The following is a 17,051-nucleotide window of genomic DNA, read 5'->3' on the forward strand; positions in this document are numbered from 1 at the left end:
CTACTCCATGCCGCGGTCGCCGGCGAGCCGACGGGTCGGCTTGGCAGCTTCGCGCACTGCGGTGGCCACGGCTGTAGGCACTGACGGATCGAAAACCGAGGGGACGATGTACGACGCGTTCAACTGATCGTCGGAGACGCAATGCGCCAACGCCTTCGCCGCGCGGAGCAACATCGCGGTCGTGACCTGGCCGGCCTGTGCATCGAGCAGGCCGCGGAAAACCCCTGGAAAGGCCAGCACGTTGTTGATCTGGTTTGGGTAGTCCGACCGTCCGGTGGCGAGGATCGTCGCGTACTTCGCTGCCGCGTCGACGTCGGTTTCGGGATCGGGATTGGCGAGTGCGAACACCACCGGATCCTCCGCCATGTCGGCAATCCATTCGGCTGGTAGCACGCCGGGCGCTGACACGCCGATGAAGACGTCGGCACCACGAAGGGCATCGTGCAGGTCACCGGTTACGCCCTCAGGATTTGTCCGGGCGGCCAGCTCGCGCTTCGGCGCAGACAGCGTCGGGTCGCTCGGTGCCAAGATGCCTTCGCGATCCCACACCAGCACGTGCCGAACCCCAGCAGCCAGCAGCAGATTGACGATCGCTGTCCCAGCCGCTCCACCACCGGACACCACGATCCGCACCGACCCGATACCCTTGTGAACACAGCGCAAAGCATTGGTCAGAGCAGCAAGTACCACGATCGCCGTACCGTGCTGGTCGTCGTGGAATACCGGAATATCCAGCTCAGCCCGCAGCCGTGCCTCGACCTCGAAGCACCGTGGGGCAGAGATATCTTCCAGGTTGATTCCGCCGAAGCCCGGGGCAATCAGCTTCACGGTTTGCACGATGAGATCGACGTCCTGGGTATCAAGGCAGATCGGCCAGGCATCGATGCCGGCGAACCTCTTGAACAGGGCTGCTTTGCCCTCCATCACCGGTAGGGCTGCGCCAGGGCCGATATTGCCCAGGCCCAACACTGCTGAGCCATCAGTGACCACCGCCACCGAGTTCCCCTTGATGGTCAGCTTGCTGACGTCCTCGGGGTGAGCAGCAAGGGCAAGCGATACCCGCCCGACGCCCGGGGTGTAGGCCATCGAGAGGTCATCGCGGGTCTTGAGCGGCACCTTCGATTCAACCGAGATCTTGCCGCCGAGGTGCAGCAAGAAAGTCCGGTCCGAGACCCGGTGAACCTCGATGCCTTCCAGGGCGCGCAGATGCGCAACGATCTCTTCCGAATGTTCACCGTTGCCAGCCGAGCACGTGACATCGATGGTGATCCGGTCATGCCTGGATTCTGAGACGTCGATGGCGGTGACCATGCCGCCCGCTTCGGTCACCGCCGTCGCAATCCGGCCGACCACCGATGCGTCCGGAACTGCGTAGATGCGAACCGTGATGGAGTAAGACGCAGACGTCGGGGTCGGACGGGGGTGTGCGGAATCCGGCATAGCCATGTCGTCCATCCTGCCAGCTCGCGATTCTGACCTGGACGTAAGGGACAACTCAACGGCTTGAGTGTGCTGGAAATCTCCGGCCGGAGATCTGCGAGCCGCGCTGTCGTCCTCGGCGCCGGCAGATTTCAGTAACCGCTCGGCAGAAGTTCGCCCACGGGGGCGGCTAGCGCGATCCGGTTTCCGGCCGGCGCCAAGGGGCAGGCCCAGGCCGGGTCGTACACACACGACGGGTTGTAGGCAAAGTTCAGATCGATGACCCATCGTTGGCCGTCCGCCGTCTGCACTCGACCGAGATCGGCGCCCTTGACGGTATCGAGAAGGTAGCGTCCGGCTCCATAGGTGAGCGTGCCCGCGGAGCCGTCCCGGATGGGCAAGAAGACCCCGCCCCCGTACGAGGCAAGCCACCAGACGTCCAGGCTCATGTCCGGGCTGATGTCTGGGCTGATGCCCGGGGCGCCGGACACGGGCAGCTCGAATCGTCCAGTCCGTTCGAAGGGGACCACCCCGTCCGTGCCGGTGGGAACCTCGAAGCGGTCTGGGTCGGCGTCGAGAACTGGTAGCACGAACCGAAATGCCGGGTCGTAATCAGCGTGCCGCAGCTGTTGTCCCGCCGAGAGCGGAGAGGCCCCGTGGGTGTTGAACAACTCGGTTCGTCCGGTCACCCAGATCGCGTGAGCTTCGACCGGAGTGTCAGCCGCGCGGACTGCCGCGTACAGGGCGTGCACCTGCCTTCGCCAGTCAGCGACCAGAAACGAGTAGCGCTGGGCGGCGTCATCGAGAGTCATGTACCGATCTTTGCCTAGTCTGCCCAGCAGGCCCACCGCAAGCGCCCGGGCGCGGTCCGTCGCGAGACCGGGCTGTGGTTCGATATGGAGTCGAGGCGACGGGTATTTCTACCCGTTTCTCGCACCGCCACACGTCTGACTTACGCCAGGCGAACGCTCGAACGCACGCCCGCCATCGCTAACCGTCACAACGAGGTGACCGCAGCATGACCGACCTTTCGGACTCGACCGACACGGCGTCCGCCCGCGCAGCTGTACCTGATTCTGGCAGCGCAAACCCGCCCGCGGAACCCAGCGGTGCGGACGAAGTCTTCCTGCGCCGCTACCTGGCCCACGCGCCGGCCCAGCTACCCGGACGTCAGCAGAGTGCGCTCGCCGAACTGGCTCGCCGGCACCTGGAGATCGGACGACGACGAGGCCAGGACGAGACGCTCGTTTCGGTTCGTGATCTTGGCGGCGGCATCACCGCGATCGACATAGTTACTCCTGACGTCCCGTACCTGGTGGACTCGGCGACAGCGGAGTTGGAGCGCACCGGGCATCCCGTAAGCCATTTGCTGCATCCACAGCTGGTCGTACGTCGCGACGAGGCCGGAATTCTGCGCGAAGTCCTTGATCTCGCCGACACCGACAAGGTGCCCGAAGGCGCCGAGACCGAGTCCTGGATGCACATCGAAACCGACCTGATCCCGGTGGGCGAGCATCCACACATCGCTGCCGAACTGACGCGCGTGCTCAAGGATGTGCACGACGCGGTCGCCGATCGTCCGGAGATGTATGCCCTCATCCGGGCATTGGCTGATCAGCTGGAAGACAACCCAGGTCAATTCGACCGCGAGACCTCCGCCGAAGCCGCCGCGCTCCTGCGCTGGCTTGCTGACGGTAATTTCATGATCCTCGGCCATGCCGCGTATTCGGCCAACGAACTGGCGAGCCCGGCCCGGGCGATGGAGTCGCCGACCGGCAGCGAGCGCGGCGTGCTTCGCAACGAAGCGAGCGTCTCTCCGCTCGAGCTCTTGCCTGCCTACCGGTCGGGTGCGCCGCTGGTGATTTTCAAATCGCCGATGGTGTCGACCGTTCGACGTTCGGCGCGCTATGACTGTGTAACCGTCATCGCGCCTGCTGAGGACGGCTCGGGCGAGAAGATCCACGTTTTCCTGGGGCTGATCACGGACGAGACCGACGGTACGGTCGGCCGGGTGCCGGTCCTGCGCCGTCGGATCGCCGAGGTTCTGCAACGGTCGGGTGCTCGCGCCGACAGTCACACCGGCCGGCAACTACTCGCCGCACTGCGAACCTTGCCTCGGGATGAACTGCTCGAGGCCACCAGCCCCGATCTGCTGCGACTCTCGCAGCTCGTGGTCGATCGCGCTGATAGAGGCGGGATCGGCGTCTTCGCGCGTACTCATCTCAATCGAGATTTCGTCTCTGTGCTCGTGTATTTTCCCGCCGATCGACTTGGGCCGGAGACCAGACGCCGAGTCCGCGATGTGATTCTGAGCAACTGGCCCGGACGGATCATCGGCCGTGATGACCGCATCGTGGAATTGGGCATGGCCCGCATGCACTTTCTGATCGCTCTGCGACCAGGCGAGGAGGTTCCGAATCCAGAAAGGTCGAAGGTCGAGTCAAAGGTTGCGCAGGTCACCCGTCGCTGGAGCGATGACCTCGCCGACTTGTTGACGGTCGGTCTCGGCGAGGAGGAGGCAGAGCGGATCCTGCGGCGGTACAGCACCGCGTTTCCTGAGGCGTACAAGGAGGATTTCGTCGCTTCGGTCGCAGTGTCGGACTTGCGTCGGCTAGAGGTGCTGCCTGATCTCGACGGACTTGCCTTCGACGTCTACACCCCGACCGCCGATGACGTGGCCGACCGCAGGCTGAAGATATTTCGCACCGGCACCCCATTGTCGTTGGGTCGGACGCTGCCGATGCTCGAGAAAATGGGCATCGAGGTGCTCGACGAACGACCTTACGAGCTTGAACGAACAGACGGAACGGCCGCCTGGATCTATGACTTCGGGTTGAAGCTCGGCGAGGGCGTCGACTTCGGACCGGACCGCTCGGCTGCGGTGATCGAGACGTTGCGGGTGCTGTGGGCCGGCGGCATCGAGCAGGACGGCTTCAACTCGCTCGTGGTTCGGGCGGGATTGACCTGGCAACAGGCAATGGTGCTCAGGGCATACTCGAAGTACCTCAGACAGGCCGGAACCAACTTCAGCCAGGGTTACATCGAGCAGGCTCTGAGCCAGAACAGCGAAACTGCCAGGCTGTTGATCGCGTTGTTCGAAGCTCGTTTCGATCCCGACCGGGCGGCGGCCGACCCGGAAGGGACCGATCGGGAGGTTACTGACCTGCGCGGTCGGATCATTGAGGCATTGGCGGAGGTTTCGAGCTTGGACCAGGACCGCATCCTGCGTTCGTTGCTCACTCTGATCAACGCCACGCTGCGGACCAACTTCTATCGCGAAGAGGAGGATCTGACCGGGGTCAGTGTCCCCAGTGGTGCGTTCGCGATCAAACTCGATCCACGCTCGATACCGGAGCTGCCCGAACCACGCCCGTTGTACGAGATCTGGGTGTACTCGCCTCGACTCGAGGGTGTGCACCTTCGATTCGGTGCGGTAGCGCGCGGTGGCCTGCGGTGGTCTGATCGCCGGGAGGACTTCCGCACCGAGATTCTCGGCTTGGTCAAAGCACAGACGGTCAAGAACACCGTTATCGTGCCGGTTGGTTCCAAGGGCGGCTTCGTCGCAAAGCAACTGCCGGATCCTAGTGTCGATCGGGACGCGTGGCTTGCCGAAGGGATCGCCTGCTACAAGATCTTCATTACGTCGCTGCTCGAACTGACCGACAATTACCGGACGAACGCCGAGGGTCAGCGATACGTGGCGGCACCACCGCGGACGCGTCGCTACGATTCGGACGACCCCTATCTGGTCGTCGCCGCCGACAAGGGAACGGCAACTTTCTCTGACATCGCCAACACGATCGCCATCGAACGCGGATTCTGGTTGGGCGACGCCTTCGCCTCCGGCGGCTCGGTCGGCTACGACCACAAAGAAATGGGCATCACCGCACGCGGCGCCTGGGAATCGGTCAAGTACCACTTCCGCGAGTTGGGCGTCGACACCCAGACCCAAGATGTCACCGTGGTGGGTATCGGCGACATGTCCGGAGACGTTTTCGGCAACGGGATGTTGCTGAGTGAGCATCTGCGACTGGTGGCTGCGTTCGATCACCGGCACATCTTCCTCGATCCGAACCCGGAGCCCGGGCCTTCCTTCGCCGAGCGCCGGCGGCTGTTCGCGTTGCCGCGCTCGAGCTGGGACGATTACGACCGTAACCTCATCTCGGCGGGTGGCGGGGTGTTCCCTCGTACCGCGAAGGCTATTCCGATCTCGTCTCAGGTCGCCGACGCGCTCGGAATCACTTCAGCCGACACTGGCAAGCGGCCGACCGAGTTGGCACCCGCCGCTCTGATCCACGCAATCCTGACCGCGCCGGTCGATCTGCTCTGGAACGGCGGCATCGGTACTTATGTCAAGGCCTCGACGGAGACGCATCTCGAGGCCGGCGACAAGGCCAATGACGCGTTGCGCGCAGATGGGGTTGAGTTGCGGTGCAAGGTAGTCGGCGAGGGCGGCAATCTCGGCTTCACTCAACTGGGTCGGGTCGAGTATGCCCGCGCCGGGGGGCATATCAACACTGATGCCTTGGACAACTCGGCCGGTGTCGATACCTCCGATCACGAAGTGAACATCAAGATTCTGCTCGATCGCGCGGTCCAGTCCGGCGAGTTGGACGTGGCTACCCGCAATGACTTGCTCGCCGAGCAGACCGATGAGGTCGGCCAACTGGTGCTGCGTGACAACTATGAGCAGAACGTCCTGATGGGGGTGGCTCGGCACGGTGCGCGCGCGCTGTTGTCCGTACACCGGCGACTGATCAGGGATTTGGAGAGGACTGGCGAACTCGATCGGGCGCTGGAGTTTCTACCTACAGACAAAGAGCTTTCGATCCGAGCTGCGTCCCGCGAGGGTTTGAGCTCGCCGGAACTGGCGGTGCTCGCCGCGTACGTCAAGATCACGCTGGCGGAGCAGATCCGGAAATCGAGCGTCCCCGATGAGCCATGGTTCCGCGGTCAGCTGCAAGCGTACTTTCCGAAGCCCATCGCTCAGCGTTTTGACGTCGACCTCGATACCCACCCGCTGCACCGCGAGATCATCACCACCTGTGTCGTCAACGACTTGGTAAATCGTGGTGGAGCGAGTTTCGCGTTTCGGGCCTGGGAGGAAACCGGGGTGGACGCGGCCGAGACGGCGCGCGCCTACATTGTCGTTCGCGAGGTGTTCTCGCTGCAACGCATCTGGGACGACATCGAGGCGCTGGACAATCAGGTTCCGACCGACGCTCAACACATCGCCTACCGCGAGGTCCGACGGACGATCGACCGTGCGGTTCGCTGGCTTGCCGACATCCGGTTCCCGATCTCTGATGTCACCGCAGAGATCGAGCGCTACGCTGCGACGGTCGCCAGCTTGGCGCCACGAGTGCCCGAGCTGTTGCGGGGCCGCGAGCGCGAAAATCTGTACTCCGAGGTGGATCGACTGGTCGGTCACGGCCTGCCGAGAGAGTTGGCCGCGAGGATCTCCGGCCTGCTGAGCGCGTTCCTGTTGCTCGATGTGGTCGAGATCGCGATTGCCAATGACCGGCCGGCGGCCGAGGTTGCCGATCTTCACTACGCGCTGTCGGAGCAGCTCAGTGTCGATGACATCCTCTACGCCGTCACGAACCTCCCGCGCGAGGACCGTTGGTCGGCATTGGCCCGGGCGGCAATGCGTCACGACGTGTATGCAGCGCTGGCGGCCATCACGGCGGCGGTGCTGCGCAGCACCGACGCAAACCTGCCAGCCGCCGAACGACTGGCCTCGTGGGCCGATCAGAACCCTGAGCGAGTCGCTCGTGCGCGCAGCACGTTTGCCGAGGCCTTGTCTCGGGAATCGATCGATCTGGCGACTCTGTCAGTAGCGCTGAGGATTATGCGCGGCCTGTCGACCTAAGCGGTTTGCTCGATGAGGTCGGCTTGGTCGTTGTCGGCCCTGGGCTCGCTGGTGTACTCACCGCGTGCCCACACGGTTGTCGAGCTCTCGCCTGGTGTCACGCCCCACGCGGTGGAGATGGCAGCGATGATGCTCAAGCCTCGGCCGCTGGTTTCCCATACGTTCGTTTCGGGAATGGTGAGTTCGCGAATGCCACCACCGTCGGTCACCGCGATCGTGTAGCTATCGGCGGCGATTGTCCAATCGATGACGAGGTGTCCGGACGGCAGGGCAGGCGCGTGCCGGACTGCATTGCCCACCAGCTCGCTGGCAATGAGGGCAGCATCGTAGGCGTCGTTCTCGCTCACACCTGACTCGCGCAGGGCGGCAGACACGCTTCGGCGCACGATCGACGCGCTTGCAGGCGCGTGTCGTACCCAGAGCGTTGCCACGGGCCGTATCCCTCCCATTCGGCTATCAGTCCTCAACGCGACTATTCGGTCGTCACCCGTTTGTTTACCCGAGGTCGAACAGAATAAACATTGATCTCGCAATTACTCGACGTGAATCAATGTTCAGACGGGTTTGTCGGGAGCCTTTGAGCTCGCCAGTTGCGCCCGGACCTCGGCCGGCCGGTTGGTGATGATGGCGTCGACACCAAGCCGCGCGGCGAGTGCGACGTCGCGGGGTTCGTCGACCGTCCAGCAATAGACCTGGCCGCCCAGCGCATGTACGCGCTCGACGTAATCGGGATTTGAACGCACCAAGCGGATGCCCGGTCCGGCAGTTCGGACACCGTGTGGAAGCGATCCATCGCGGCGTATTGCCGTGGCGCGATCGAGCAGGAGTACCAGCGGCAGCTTCGGTGCCAGCAGCCGAACCCGACGAAGCGCCACGGGTGCGAAACTCATGACCGCGACGCTGGAGCCGCCCGAACGTCCGCCGGCGCTCCATCCGAAGCGTCGAAGAACTCTGACGAGTTCCTTCTCGACCAGACCGCCGTATCTGGTCGGGTGCTTGGTCTCGATGAGCAGTTTGAGCGGACGGCCGGCATCTCGAACCACGCCGAGCAGCACCTCGAGCGTGAGTACCTGCGAATCATCTGGGCGGATCCGGTCAGGGTCGACACCGGCAAGATAGGGGGAATCGTCCGCTACGGTATCGGCAAGATAGGTCGACTCGGCGATCAGATCATCGGCGGACCCGCTGAAGCTGGCCTGCTGGCGAGCCTCTTTCCAGGACTGGAAATCCAACTGCTGCAGGCCGGACAGATCGAGTTCGCTGACGATGCCCGAACCGTTGGAGGTTCGATTCACCGTCCGGTCGTGGACGCAGACCAGGTGCCCGTCCCGGGTCAGCCTGACGTCGCACTCCAGACCGTCGGCGCCAGTCTCGATCGCTGAAAGGTAGGCGGGCAAAGTGTGTTCGGCAACCGCGCTGGAGGCGCCCCGGTGCGCGATGATCAGCGGCTCGGCGTTCGCAGGGCGAGGCGGTGCCTGCTTTGCACGCGATCGGGCGGTTGGCCACGTCATGAGGTCGGCGATGCGGGTAAAACGTCGTTCACGCTTTCAGTCTGCCGGTTGGAGCTCGCGATGTGTCGAGCGGCTTGCGAAATTCACTTCACGAGACGGGAAAGTCGCCGGTCGGCAAGGTTCTTGCCGCCGGTCTGGCAGGTCGGGCAGTACTGGAGGGACTTGTCGGCGAAGGAGACCTCGCGGACGGTGTCTCCGCAGACGGGACACGGCAGGCCGGTGCGTGCGTGTACGGCCAGCCCACTGCGTTTCTCAGATTTCAGGGTCGCTGCTTTCTGACCGACCGACCGCTGGACCGCGTCCAGCAGTACTGTGCGCATCGCCGCGTGGAGCGTGCTCACCTGGGCCTCGCTGAGCCTGGCGGCGATGGCGAACGGCGAGATCTTCGCCGCGTGCAGAATTTCGTCAGAGTAGGCGTTGCCCACGCCCGCGAGCACCGATTGGCTGGTCAACGCACCTTTGACCTGCGCACGCTGACCGGCGAGCACAGCGGCGAACTCTTCGAGGCTGACCGTGAGCGCGTCGGGCCCGAGGCGAGCGATGCCCGGTACTTCGAGCGGGTCTCGCACCAAATAGACCGCGAGTCGCTTCTGGGTACCCGCCTCGGTCAGGTCAAAGCCGGCATTCTGGCCTTCACCGTCATCAGCGGGGGTCAGATGCAGCCTGAAGGCGATTGGGCCTCGCCCCGGCTTGGGGGGTGCAGCAGGCAGCGAGTTTCGCCATTGCAGCCAGCCGGCGCGCGAGAGGTGCGTGATCAGGTGTAGACCGTCCACCTCGAGGTCGAGAAACTTGCCATATCTGCTTGCGCCGGTCACGGTCAACCCGTTGAGCGCGGTGAGCGGCGGGTCGAAGGTCTTGACCGCGCTGATGGCGGCGACGTCAGAGCGGACAACGACCCGTCCGACGGCGTTGTCACGCAGGAAGGCCGCGAGGGCCTCGATTTCCGGTAGCTCCGGCACAAAGGCAATATACGGCGGGATCGTCGATCGCCGCACCGACGGCGAGCTTGGCTGCCGCAGCGACGAGTTTGGATGCCGCAACGACGAGTTTGGCTGCCGCAACGATGAGTTTGGTGGGCGTAAAACTGGACGCTAGGGTGTCTGTGTGGCGGGTGGGGCTTCGGTGTCGAGATGGCGCCGCGCGCTCCGCGTCCCTGGACTGCGGGCCCCTGCGCCGTTGCGTCTTCGCTGGGTCAGGTGGTCGTTGGCCGTGGCGTCCTTGCTGTTGGTCGTGTGGTTAGTGGGCGGCTACTTCGTCATCGTCAACCCCAAGACCAATCGGCTCAGTAGCGTCGACGCCATCTTGGTGCTCGGCTCGCCGGACCGGAACGGTCGCCAGACAGAGGGCCTCGAGCTTCTCGATGCCGGCCGCGCGGACACCCTCATCGAGTCGGTGGGCTCGAACTACCAGCGATCGCTGAAATCAATCTGCAGCGCGGGCGTCACCGGCAAGCAGGTGGTGTGCTTTCTGCCTGAGCCCGCAACCACCCAGGGCGAGGCACGCGAGATTGCAGCGTTGAGCAAACAACATGGCTGGACGCGCATCATCGTCGTTACCTCGACGTACCACGTGTCCAGGGCCCGGATGATCGTCGAACGCTGTTTCGACGGCAAGGTAGAGATGGCCGCCGCGCGAAAGGGCATCAGTCTCGGGGACTGGGCCTACCAATACGTCTACCAAACCGGCGCGTACCTGAAAGCCTTTCTCAAGCCCGGTTGCTGATCACGCGTATGCGTGCACCGTGATGCGCCCGTAGTGGTGGTCGTAGCTGCCGATGGGTGGTGCGTACTCCGGCGACTCGAGGATGACCCGCGCATCACGGAAACCTGCCGCTCGACAGGCTGCGACGAGCCCGGCAGAGCTCGGGGCCCACCAGTTCGTGGGGTCATCGTTCAACTCGGTCGTTTCGAGAAACATCCACAGCTTGTCGTCGAACGCCCCGGGGATATTGATGCCCGCGGTCTCGATGACGGCAGTGCCCTTGGTGACTGCACGCAAACGCCGCAACGCCAGGAACGGGTCTCTGAGGTGATACAGGACGCCAAGGAAAAGAACGATGTCGAAACGTCCCAGAGCCCGTAGGTCCATGGTCATGAAGTCACCGACTACCGGACGGACGCCGCTGCCCAGGTTCTTGCGCGCGTATTCGAAGCCGGCCCGGCCAGGAAGGCCAACGGGATCCCACGTTCCGGGTGCGACGTCAGGCGGAACCGGAACCTTGCCTGCCGCCACGCTCTCACGCAGATATTTCTGGTAGGCGGCCTGGTCCGTTGACCAGGCGTAGTGGTCCAAAGAGACAACCGGCCCGGCGCCGCGGCGTTCAAGTTCGAATGAGAAGCTGCCGTCCCAGGCACCGATGTCCAGCGCCGAGTGACCCTTCAGGTTGGTCGGCAGGTTCAGGGCGAGTTCCTCGTTTGCCAGCGTTTCACGCGGTTTCACGCCCGGAGTTACCGTGCCGTCCGCGAGTTCGATCGAGTGAAACCACACGATGTCCTGCATCGGCTTGTCGAGCGGTGCTGAATCAGAAACCTTGTTCGCGTACCTGTCAGACACCGTATGCAAGGAGTCCGCCGTCCTCGATGCCAGCCGGGACGCGCGCTCGAGAGCGCGATAGGTGAGCTTCTCGTACGGCTTTGACATCTATTCACTGGCCTTTCAGTTGTCGGTGGTCGTCTGAACGCAGCCGGCGGTGGCATACGCGGTTACGTTAGCGGAGACACCGTCGGCTCTGGCACGCTCCGTCAGGCAAAGCGGTCGGCACTGGCACGCTCACGTTCGCCGGACGGATTTGGCGACTGTGAATTTCGGATTCCGGCCGACCACGGTGGTTGGTCCAACGCTGCGCCCCAGCGCGCCCAGGTACTTCAAATGGGAGTTGAAGACCGTCCAAAGCTCCCCACCCGGTCGCAGTACCCGGCCGGCTGCGTCGAATAGGTCCAGAGCGGAGCCGGTGTCGATCGAAGTACCAAGATGGAACGGCGGATTGCACAGCACGAGATCGACTGAACCGTCGCGGACGGCCGACATCGCATCGTCCCTAGTCACCTCGACTCGTGTTTGGAGGCCGTTCTTCGCCATGGTCGCGACGCTCGACGCCACCGCCGAGGCTGACTGGTCAGTTGCCAGCAGCGACACCATCGGTCGGCTTTTGGCGAGTGCGGCCGCCAGAATTCCGGTTCCGCAGCCGAGGTCGATCGCTGTTTCGGCCCGCTTTGCGAACTGTCCAAGAAAACTGAGGAGGTATCGCGTGCCAATGTCGATCTTGGTACCAGCGAAGACTGAACCGTAGGCGCACACCCACAGGTCGAGGTCTTGGTGAAACTCTTGAACCGGAAAGGTTGGGGCTGGCACCGGCTGGCGGACCGATCCTGCGAGGAGCACGCGTGATTTCTGGCGCGCGAGCCGAGGCTGGACGGATTCGAAGGACTGGCCGAGTATCTCGTTCATCGTGATGGTCATGTGTTTGACGCGACCGCCGACATACATTTGCACCGCCGGGTTCGCGTAGCGTGCGACTGCCTCGGCGATCTCGCGTAGGCCGTCCAGGCTCGTCGGGGCTTGCACCAGGACGACCTCAGCGCCCGTCAACAATTCTGAATCGAGCGCGAAGTTCTCGTAGTGGCCGGCCAGGCCGGTGCGGCGGGCGTTGTTGGCGAGGGCGCGCTCGGAACTGAGCAGATCCTGGTGGACCCGAACCGACGTCGCTCCATGTAATGCGACGGCTCCTAGAGTCAGAGCGCCGTAGCGGTCACCGATTACTGCCAGCGGGCGTGCACCGGCCAGCGCCTCGGCGGCTTCGTCGAGCAGCAGTCGATCGGTCGCATCGACTGCGAACAGATTCGCAGCTTCAGCATCTGGAAACCGACTCAGCCGTTCGAAGTCGAAACTGGTGTTCGTTGATACATCGGGAGTCGTCCCGGCAACGTTAGGACAAGGTGGCGGCACCCGCCGAGTCTAGGCGGGGGCCATCGCCGGGGCCCGCTGCCGTGCTCCGGGCTCAAATTTGAAGGTACGGCCTTTGGCTGCCTTCGCGTACGCTCGAAATATGACCGAATGGGGAATCGATACACTCTTCAACCCGGGCAAGCGGCATATGGACGAAGAGAAACGTCGTTTGCACTCGACCCGTGAAGAAGTCGGTGACTCCTCTGGCGGCAAGCGCGTCGACCTCGATTCTGGCAAGGTCGTCATCTCACGCAAGAAGTCCAGCCCGGCGGTCGAGGACTCTAGCGATGGCGCTGATGCTGAGCTGGTCGGTGATGGCCAGCTGATCGGTGATGCTGACGTCGACGGCGGTTCACCGCAGAACTGACGGCTGATTCAGGGTTCGCCCGCTAAGTCGATCGGATCGCGACACAAGGGCTCCAGCGCGAGCTGTTTGCGGAATTGACTGCCGCAACCCGAAAGTAGTAGACGCGTCCGCGTACCAGCCCAGTGATCTTGGTGGCCAGGCCGTTGGTAGCAGCGCCGGCAACGGCGCCAGTCCCGCAAGTGGCGGTCGGATACGCACGGGCTTGGTAAACAGGCGTGCCGCCAATGCCCGACGCGGACGCTGACCACGACAGAATGGCCGCTCCGGGTGCGCCGTGGCCTGTGATATTCATCGGTGTCGGTACGACGCCGGCCCAGAAGGTCGTGACCGCGACGCCGCGAACTCGCAATTGATAGCGGTGGCCTGGGACGAACGGGTTTTGCGCGTAGTAGATCGCCGATTTGGTGACCCGACTGACACCCGAGAGGATTTGCTGTTGCAGCGACCCGGCGGGGTAGGCGTTCGCGTCCAGAGAGCACGTTGGCTGTGCCACGCCGGTGGTCAGATCGACGATGGAACCTGCGCCGCCGGCAGCAGCGGCAAGCGGCCACTGGATCATTACTGGTGCCGACACCTGGGTGAGGCTGCCCCAAGCCTTGCAGCCGTTCGTGGCGGTTCGGAACGGCTCAGGTGACTCGCTGCCCACTGTGTATGAGAGCAGCGGGGTCGAGGCATTGTTCGCGGGGAAGGCGACGGTCATGCCGTTGTAGCGAGCACCGCGGCCACGGTAGACGTCGGCGCCCGCGGTGTAGGGCCAAGCAATCGGCTTGGCGCCGGTCGGCTTGGGCGTGTAGTAGGCGGCATAGCCGGTGGAACTGAGTCGCGGGTCCAGCAAGGTCAGGGCGTGGAACGCGGACACGAACCAGCTCGAGACCGCGGCGCGGTCGCTCGAATTTGCGCTGACCCGGGTGATGTCGCTGTTGGTCGCGGCGGCTCGTCCAGCGAGGGTTGCGTGCGCATTAGCGCCGCAGGTAGCTAGGCGCTGAACGAGTTCGTTGTGGACGTCGGTTTCACAGGGCAGTGCATAGTTCGCCAGGTATCGCACGTGCAGGGCTTCCTGCGATTCCATCGGTACGCTGCGCGCGACGCCGGCCAGGCCGGCCAGGCCCCGGAAGTAGCTGATCCAGGCGTAGCCGTTGCCATCGTTCGGCGGTGCGGCGTTGGTGGTAACTGAGCTCACCGTCGCGTCGGCCGCTGAGGTGTTGACCATGGATGCCGTGAAGAAACCCGCCGTGAGGAGAAGGACGCCGGCGAGCGTAGGCCACCGACGAGATCGGTGAGGTGTTCGTTGCATCGTGGTGCCCCGTTGCGTGCGGTGATTACGGTGGGTAGCGCGGTGTTAACTATGTGTCAGAATCACCGGCATGGCTACGCACCGTTACCGAACCGTTACAGATGTACGGCGTGTCTTCACGCTGTCCACGCGTGCCTTATGGCATCGCGGCGGGGTAGGGCGACCCCTCCAAGCTCTGGCCCTGGCGAACCGTGCTGGGGGGACTGCTGAGCGGCTTAAGTGTCGGACTTTCCGAGCGTGACCTTGGTCGTCGCGGACTTTCCGCCCCGGGTGTAGGTGAGTGTGACCTGCTCCCCGGGCGCGTGTGAGCGAATCACCGCGATGAGAGAATCTGCTGTGGTCACTGGGGTTCCGTCGACAGCGGTGACGAGATCGCCGACCTTCAGGCCAGCCTTCGCGCCGGCGCCGCCCGCTGTGACCTGTGAGAGTGCAACGCCCGCGGTCGTACTGCTGGTCGTATCTTTCACCGAGACGCCGATCACGGCGTGATAAGCCTTTCCAGTGGCGATCAGCTCGCTGGCAATCCGGCTCGCCTCGTCGGAGGGGATCGCGAAACCAATCCCGATGTTGCCCGACTGCTGAGTTTGTCCCGGGATCTGCAAACCGCCTCCGGAGTTGTCGGTGGCGATCGCGGCGTTGATGCCGACCACAGAGCCATTCAGGTCGACCAGCGGGCCGCCTGAGTTGCCGGGATTGATCGCTGCATCGGTCTGGACTGCTTGGAACACGGCTTGATCGTTATCACCCGAGCGCACTGGCCGAGCGGTGTTACTGACGATGCCGCTGGTAACCGTGTCCGAGAGGCCGAGCGGGGCCCCGACGGCTACCACGGTCTGACCCACTGAAAGAGAGGATGACTTGCCAAAAGTCGCAGGCGTGAGGTTCGTCAGCGCGGTGACCCGAATGACGGCGAGATCGTCGGACGTGTCGCGGCCGACGATCGTGGCCGGCGCCGTTCTGCCGTCGGAGAGCGTGACGCTGATGCTGCCGCCGTTGGCACCTTCGGAGACGACGTGATCGTTCGTCAGGATGTAGCCGTCCGGCCGAAGGATCACACCCGACCCGGTTCCGCCCGTCTGCCCGTTGGTGACGTTGATCGTGACCACGCTGGGCCGGATCCTTGCCGCAGCAGCACCGATCGTGCCGTCCACCTTGGCGGCCGGAACGCCGGTGTCGTTGGTGATTCGAAGGCCGGTATTTACGGAGTTGTCATTGTGGTCGGCGATAGCAACCGTGCCTGCGCCGACGCCGGCACCGATCAGGGCCGCTATCACGGCCGTGACGAGTAGCGGCCGGGCACGGTGTTTCTTATCAGCAGAGGTTTGCGTGACGGAGGGAGTCAGGCCGCTGCCCTGATCTGCCCTGGCCTGCTCGTCTGGCTGGCTGTACGCGCCGTAGCCCGGTTGGCCGTAGCCCGGTTGGCCGTAGCCCGGTTGGCCGTAGCCCGGTTGGCCGTAGCCCGGTTGGCCGTAGCCCGGTTGGCCGAAGTTGGACGTGTCTTCATATCCGGGGGGCCTGAAGGTCGGTGCACCCGAGCTTGGCGTGGCAGAGCCGCCTGTATCGGCTGGGGCCGACTGACCGTAGCCGCCGTAGCTCGGTGCGGGCGGCGGTGTGGGCGCGCCCTCCGAAGCAAAGGGATAGCGGGCAGTTGGTTGATGGCCTGTTGGTTGAGTGGCCGGAACCTCGCCGCTCTGACCCGGCTGCCCACCGGTCGCAGCCGGATCGCTGGCAGCCGCATCGCCGGGCGGTTGCTGTGCAGGCTGTGCAGGGTCGAATGCAGACTCGTTATCGGCCATGGGGAAATCTTGCGTCCTTCTTCTGTGCGAAGACTGTGCCCCAAGATAGCCCGGAATAGGATTTCGCTGGGAGGCCTGAGGCCTCTGAAACGCTCAGGGACGTGGGCCAGCGTTCAATCGTAGGGATTGGTCGGCGCTGCCACCCGGGCCACCCCCGCCGCCCGTACCAGTGGGAAATCTGGCTGGGATGCGTCGACGCCTGCGTATCGCCCCGTTACCGTCACCCATGCATCGTCTGGTGGACGATCGGAGCTGGCGACAAATACCTCGGCAGGCCGCGCGTCGGCGGCACAGCAGGTGATGACCAGCCGCGCGAGCACGAAGCCGCTGCTTCGTTGGGACAGCACGAAGCCAGTCAGCTTGACGTCTGTGTTGATCAGGGTGCTCCCAGAATCCCACAGCACCCGGGTCGTGAAGTCGAACAGCTGCATTGGATGCGGCGATGGGCCGAGGAGTTGCGCGAAGCCCCTGTGCACATCTGCGCTTGCTGTAACCGGGAGGCTATGGCGGGCGGAATAGGAGCCCAAGGCCGGCGGGGCAATCACGAGGATTGCGACGACTGGAGCTAACAGGAGCCAGCCAACTCGGACCCCGCCAACTCGGAGCCAGCCAACCTGAACCTCGCCGGTGCGCCCACGCTCGCCCAAGGCGTCGCCCGCTGAACGCTGTCGATGTGTGAGGGCAAGCTGCGCCAGCGCTAGCAGGACCATCGAGATTCCGGCAATGACAACCCACGGGCGGGCTACCGGGCGCACGTACCGAAGCAGGGCGTCGCTAACTGCCAGCCGGATGAGGCCGCCGCCGAATAGCAGAAAAAGGTAGCTCTGGGTACGTACGTTCACGGCGG

The 17,051-nt window shown here is 64.0% G+C and carries 13 protein-coding genes; 3 read left to right on the plus strand and 10 right to left on the minus strand.

Annotated features, from left to right (window positions below):
- Complete coding sequence (locus ACSMXN_RS00275) at positions 1-1,446, minus strand: malic enzyme-like NAD(P)-binding protein (RefSeq protein WP_455407660.1); 1,446 nt, start codon at positions 1,444-1,446, stop codon at positions 1-3.
- 125 nt (positions 1,447-1,571) lie between these two features.
- Complete coding sequence (locus tag ACSMXN_RS00280) at positions 1,572-2,231, minus strand: DUF1684 domain-containing protein (RefSeq protein ID WP_022915190.1); 660 nt, start codon at positions 2,229-2,231, stop codon at positions 1,572-1,574.
- 206 nt (positions 2,232-2,437) lie between these two features.
- Between ACSMXN_RS00280 and ACSMXN_RS00285 the strand changes: the two genes are divergently transcribed.
- Entirely contained in the window at positions 2,438-7,291 is a 4,854-nt protein-coding gene (locus ACSMXN_RS00285) for an NAD-glutamate dehydrogenase (protein WP_022915191.1), read from the plus strand.
- Here the strand turns inward: ACSMXN_RS00285 and ACSMXN_RS00290 are convergent.
- The 3 genes from ACSMXN_RS00290 to ACSMXN_RS00300 all read right to left on the minus strand — a co-directional run bounded on the left by ACSMXN_RS00290 (position 7,288) and on the right by ACSMXN_RS00300 (position 9,761).
- Positions 7,288-7,722: an ATP-binding protein gene (locus ACSMXN_RS00290; protein ID WP_022915192.1), complete on the minus strand. Its 435-nt coding sequence runs from the start codon at positions 7,720-7,722 to the stop codon at positions 7,288-7,290. The two genes, ACSMXN_RS00285 and ACSMXN_RS00290, sit on opposite strands and share 4 nt — an antisense overlap.
- Positions 7,723-7,845: 123 nt before the next feature.
- Positions 7,846-8,802: a glycerophosphodiester phosphodiesterase family protein gene (locus ACSMXN_RS00295; RefSeq protein ID WP_022915193.1), complete on the minus strand. Its 957-nt coding sequence runs from the start codon at positions 8,800-8,802 to the stop codon at positions 7,846-7,848.
- Positions 8,803-8,885: 83 nt separating this feature from the next.
- Positions 8,886-9,761 carry a DNA-formamidopyrimidine glycosylase family protein gene (locus ACSMXN_RS00300; protein WP_022915194.1) on the minus strand — a complete coding sequence of 292 codons (876 nt, stop codon included), beginning with the start codon at positions 9,759-9,761 and terminating at the stop codon, positions 8,886-8,888.
- A gap of 250 nt (positions 9,762-10,011) precedes the next feature.
- Between ACSMXN_RS00300 and ACSMXN_RS00305 the strand changes: the two genes are divergently transcribed.
- Positions 10,012-10,524: a YdcF family protein gene (locus ACSMXN_RS00305; protein ID WP_022916080.1), complete on the plus strand. Its 513-nt coding sequence runs from the start codon at positions 10,012-10,014 to the stop codon at positions 10,522-10,524.
- Here ACSMXN_RS00305 and ACSMXN_RS00310 read toward each other — a convergent pair whose 3' ends face one another.
- Positions 10,525-11,442, minus strand: coding sequence for a class I SAM-dependent methyltransferase (locus tag ACSMXN_RS00310; RefSeq protein WP_022916081.1), 918 nt, complete (start codon positions 11,440-11,442; stop codon positions 10,525-10,527).
- Positions 11,443-11,571: 129 nt separating this feature from the next.
- Positions 11,572-12,672, minus strand: a complete 1,101-nt coding sequence (locus ACSMXN_RS00315) for a methyltransferase (protein WP_027140093.1) — start codon at positions 12,670-12,672, stop codon at positions 11,572-11,574.
- A gap of 175 nt (positions 12,673-12,847) precedes the next feature.
- Here ACSMXN_RS00315 and ACSMXN_RS00320 point away from each other — a divergent pair, with 175 nt between their 5' ends.
- Positions 12,848-13,114: a DUF6191 domain-containing protein gene (locus ACSMXN_RS00320; protein ID WP_022916083.1), complete on the plus strand. Its 267-nt coding sequence runs from the start codon at positions 12,848-12,850 to the stop codon at positions 13,112-13,114.
- Between the two features lie 22 nt (positions 13,115-13,136).
- Here the strand turns inward: ACSMXN_RS00320 and ACSMXN_RS00325 are convergent, their stop codons facing one another.
- The 3 genes from ACSMXN_RS00325 to ACSMXN_RS00335 form a co-directional block, all read right to left on the minus strand.
- Complete coding sequence (locus ACSMXN_RS00325; RefSeq protein ID WP_022916084.1) at positions 13,137-14,408, minus strand: fibronectin type III domain-containing protein; 1,272 nt, start codon at positions 14,406-14,408, stop codon at positions 13,137-13,139.
- 215 nt (positions 14,409-14,623) lie between these two features.
- On the minus strand, positions 14,624-16,204 hold the full coding sequence (locus ACSMXN_RS00330) for a trypsin-like peptidase domain-containing protein (RefSeq protein WP_455407661.1): 1,581 nt from the start codon (positions 16,202-16,204) through the stop codon (positions 14,624-14,626).
- Between the two features lie 113 nt (positions 16,205-16,317).
- Entirely contained in the window at positions 16,318-17,046 is a 729-nt protein-coding gene (locus ACSMXN_RS00335; protein WP_022916115.1) for a TIGR03943 family putative permease subunit, read from the minus strand.
- Positions 17,047-17,051 lie beyond the last annotated feature (5 nt).

It is taken from the genome of Parajatrophihabitans canadensis (assembly GCF_053764775.1).